A 3,947-nucleotide genomic window follows, 5' to 3' on the forward strand; every position below is an offset into this window, starting at 1 on the left:
GCCCGCTCCAGCTTCCGCATGTCGTATGCTGTCAGCCCCAGCTCGGCAGGGCTCCTTGCCGGTCGCATGCTCCAGAAACTGCGCATGCGACCCGGATTTGTCTCGGAACTTCTGGCGACCTACTTAGGCAGGAGCCGCGGCCTTCGGAGGGCTCTCCAGCAGGATGGTGACGGGCCCGTCGTTGACGAGCGCGACCTTCATGTCCGCGGCGAAGATGCCGGTGCCCACGGTGAGGCCTCGCTGGCGCAGCGCTTCGCAGGTGCGCTCGTAGAGGGCCTTGGCGGCGACAGGCTCCATCGCGTCGATGAAGCTGGGCCGGCGGCCCTTGCGCGCGTCGCCGTAGAGCGTGAACTGGCTGACGACGATGAGGTGCTTGGAGGTGTCCTCCAGCGACAGGTTCATCTTGCCGTCGGAGTCCTCGAAGATGCGCAGCATGGCCAGCTTCTCCACCATCCACGCCATGTCCGCGTCGGTGTCGCCCTTGCCCACGCCCAGCAGCACGAGCAGGCCCGGGCCCATCTCGCTCACACGCTGTCCGTCCACCGTCACCGACGCTTCCAGGACCCGCTGCACCACGGCCTTCATGGATTGACTCCCTTGCGTTCCTGCTTCCTGCCAGGGACGCGCGAGGCCTTCAAGTCAGCGTCCTTCGCGACGCGGATCCATCGCGTCGCGCAGCGCATCGCCCAGCAGGTTGAAGCCCAGCACGGTGATCGCCAGCGCGATGCCGGGGAAGAGGGCCACGTGCGGCGCCACCAGCAGGTACTGCGTCCCCTGGTCCACCAGCGCGCCCCATGACGGCGTGCCCGGCGGGACGCCCAGCCCCAGGAAACTCAGGGACGCCTCCGCGACGATGGCGCCCGGCAGTGCGAACGTCGCCAGCACGAGCAGTGGCCCCGCCGCATTGGGCAGGATGTGCCGCACGAGGATGCGGCCCGGCCCACTGCCCAGCGCCCGAGCAGCCTGCACGTAGTCGCGCTCGCGCAGGGTGAGCACCTGCCCGCGCGTCAGCCGCGCGTAGCCCGTCCATCCAGTGAACGACAGGGCGAACACCACGTTGGCAAGGCTGGGGCCCAGCACCGCGGTGATGAACAGCGCAAGCAGGATGCCCGGGAACGCGAGCAGCACGTCCACCAGCCGCATCAGCGCTTCGTCCACGAGCCCGCCCGCATAGCCCGCGATGCCGCCCAGCGTGATGCCCACCGCGGCGGACAGCACCACGGCGAAGAAGGACACCTCCAGCGATACGCGCGCGCCGTACAGCACGTGGGTGAGCACATCGATGCCGTTCTCTCCCGTGCCCAGCAGGTGACCGGGCGTCGGGGGCAGCAGCTCGCGAGTGAGGTCGATGGCGTCCGGCGCATGCGGGCTGAGCCACGGCGCGAACAGCGCGGTGAACACCCAGACGCACGCCACGGCCAGCCCGAACCGAGCCCCCCACGAGTGCAGCCGGAAGCGATGGGCCGCGCTCATGAGCGCCTCCGCACGCGCGGGTCGACCCACGAATACGCGAGGTCGGTGAGCGTGTTGACCGCGACGTAGCAGAACGTGAAGAGGAGCACCGTGGCGCGCACGGTGTTGTAGTCGCGCTTCTCGATGGCGGTGAGCAGCAGCGTGCCCATGCCCGGCCACGCGAACACCTTCTCCGTCACGATGGCGCCGCCCAGCAGCGCGCCGAACTCCAGGCCCAGCACGGTCACCAGTGGCAGCAGCGCGTTGCGGAACGCGTGCTTCCACAGCACCACGCGAGGCGACAGGCCCTTGGCCCGGGCCACCGTGACGTAGTCCTCACGCAGCGCTTCGAGCATCGTCGCGCGCGTCATCCGTGCCAGGAACGCGGCCAGCGCGGTGCCCAGCGTGAACGCGGGTAGCACCAGGTGCCGCCATGACTCCGCGCCCGACACGGGCAGCCAGTCCAGCTTCAGCGCGAACAGGATGATGAGCACCGGCCCCAACCAGAAGCGGGGCAGGGCGACACCCGCCACGGACACGCCCATCGCCGCCGCGTCCACGGGCGTCCCTCGTCGCGCCGCCGCCATCACGCCCAGAGGCAGCGCCAACACCAGGGACACGGCCATCGCCGACACCGTGAGCAGCAGCGTGTACGGCAGCGCCGCGCCCAGGGCAGGAAGCACCTTGCGCTGGAACGGAGGCAGCGACGTGCGCAGCTCCCCGGTGGCCAGGTCTCGAGCGAACGTCCAGAGCTGCGCGTACCACGGCAGGTCCAACCCCACGGCCTGCCGCAACGCCGCGCGGTCCACCTGCGTCGCCTGCTCCCCCAGCATCACGTCCACCGGGTCCCCAGGCACGAGGTGCAGGAACAGCGACACGAGCAGCAGCGCCCCCACCATCGCGATGACCGCGGACACGAGCCTCCGGGTCACGGCGTGCCCCCACGCTCGGGCGTCACTTCCCGCGCCTTCGCCAGCGGCAGCAGCAGTCCATGCGCGCTGGGCTCGAAGTCCGCGAGCCGCGAGGACACCACCGCGACACTGGCCTCATGCCACAGCGGGATGACGGGCATGTCCGCGTCCAGCTCCCGCTGTGCCTCCGCGTACAACGTCTTCCGTTCCTCCCGAGACGCCTGCGTCGCCGCGTCCAGCACGCGGTCCAGCTTCGGGTCCTTCAGGGCTCCACGGTTGAACCCGCCCCAGTGGTTCTCAGGGCCGGGGATGTTCGCGGAATGGAACGCGCCCCGGAGCAGGTCCGGCTCCATCACGGCGGCCCACTTCAACGTGAACAGCTCGAAGCGCCCCCGGCGCACGTCCTCGAAGAACGTTCCGAACTCCAGCGCCCGCACCTCCACCGCGATACCTCCCTTCGCCAGCTGCTCCTTGAGCACCAACGCCACCGCGCGCCGGAAGCGGTCCGTGCTCGTCTTGAAGGTGAAGGACAGTCGCGGCTGTCCCCCGGGCCCGTCCGGATCCGGGTACCCCGCAGCGTCCAGCAGCCGGGCCGCCTTCTCCGGCGCGTAGCCGCATCCCGGTGTCTCCGTGAAGGCCCAGTGCTCGCGCGGCAGCATGCTGGACGCGGGCTCCGCCAGCCCGTGCAGCTTGTGCTCCACCAACGGGCGCACGTCGATGAGGTGACACAGCGCCTGTCGCACGCGCACGTCCGCGAGCGGCCCCTCGCGCAGGTTGATGCCCAGGTAGGTGAAGCCCGTGCCTGGCTTCGTCACCACTCGCAGGTGGGGCGACTTTCGCAGCGCTGGCAGCACCGCCGGGGACACGCCGTTCACCACCAGGTCCGCGCGGCCCTTGAGCAGCTCCAGCACCCGCGTCGTCTCGTCCCGCACCACCCGGAACGTCAGCCTCGACACCGCGGGCTTCCCCCCATGCCAGCCCTCGAAGGGGACCAGCGTCAGGTGCTCCTCGTCCGGCCACGACTCGAACCGGAAGGGCCCCGCGCCCACCGGGTGCGTTCCCTGCGCCTCGATGCCTCCGGGCCCCACGCGCTCCGCGGGCAGGATGGCCGCGGACAGCTCCGCGAGCAGCGGCGCATAGGGTCGCTTCAAGTGGAAGCGCACCGTGCGGGCGTCCACCACCTCCACGCGCTCCACCGGCTCGTACCGTTCGCGCTTGGGGCTGCCCAGCTTCGGGTCTCGCAGGGCGTCGAAGGTGGCCTTCACGTCCTCGGCGGTGAGGGCGCTCCCGTCGTGGAAGGTCAGCCCCGGACGGAGGACGAACTCCATCACCGTGGGCGAGACCTCCCGGAAGGACTCCGCCAGCTGGGGCACGGGCCGGCTCGCGTCATCGAAGGTGAGGAGCCCCGGGCTGACGAGCTGCGCCAGCCGCTGTCCATGGGCCGTGAGGGCGAAGCGATCGTCCAGGCTGTCCGGTGGGGCCTCCAACAGCACCGTGATGCCCGCCGGGGGCGCCGGGTCGCGGCAGCCGGAGTCAAGCACCAGCGCCAGCGCGATGAAGAACACCCGGGTGGCGCGGGAGGGC

Annotated in this window: 4 protein-coding genes; all 4 read right to left on the reverse strand. The window is 70.7% G+C overall.

All coding sequences use genetic code 11. From position 1 onward, the window contains the following. Positions 1 to 123: 123 nt before the first annotated feature. Entirely contained in the window at positions 124 to 585 is a 462-nt protein-coding gene (gene dtd, locus D7V77_RS40700; RefSeq protein ID WP_120581553.1) for a D-aminoacyl-tRNA deacylase, read from the reverse strand. A 54-nt stretch (positions 586 to 639) separates the two neighbouring features. Beyond that, entirely contained in the window at positions 640 to 1,473 is an 834-nt protein-coding gene (locus D7V77_RS40705) for an ABC transporter permease (protein WP_120581554.1), read from the reverse strand. Beyond that, on the reverse strand, positions 1,470 to 2,384 hold the full coding sequence (locus tag D7V77_RS40710; protein WP_199733985.1) for an ABC transporter permease: 915 nt from the start codon (positions 2,382 to 2,384) through the stop codon (positions 1,470 to 1,472). The genes D7V77_RS40705 and D7V77_RS40710 overlap by 4 nt, the downstream gene beginning before the upstream one ends. Continuing rightward, positions 2,381 to 3,947, reverse strand: a 1,567-nt coding sequence (locus D7V77_RS40715) for an ABC transporter substrate-binding protein (protein WP_233597533.1), incomplete at its 5' end; no start/stop codon positions are given. The genes D7V77_RS40715 and D7V77_RS40710, both read right to left, overlap by 4 nt.

Origin of the sequence: Corallococcus sp. CA041A (assembly GCF_003612075.1) — a bacterium.
GTDB classification, from domain to species: Bacteria; Myxococcota; Myxococcia; order Myxococcales; family Myxococcaceae; genus Corallococcus; species Corallococcus exiguus.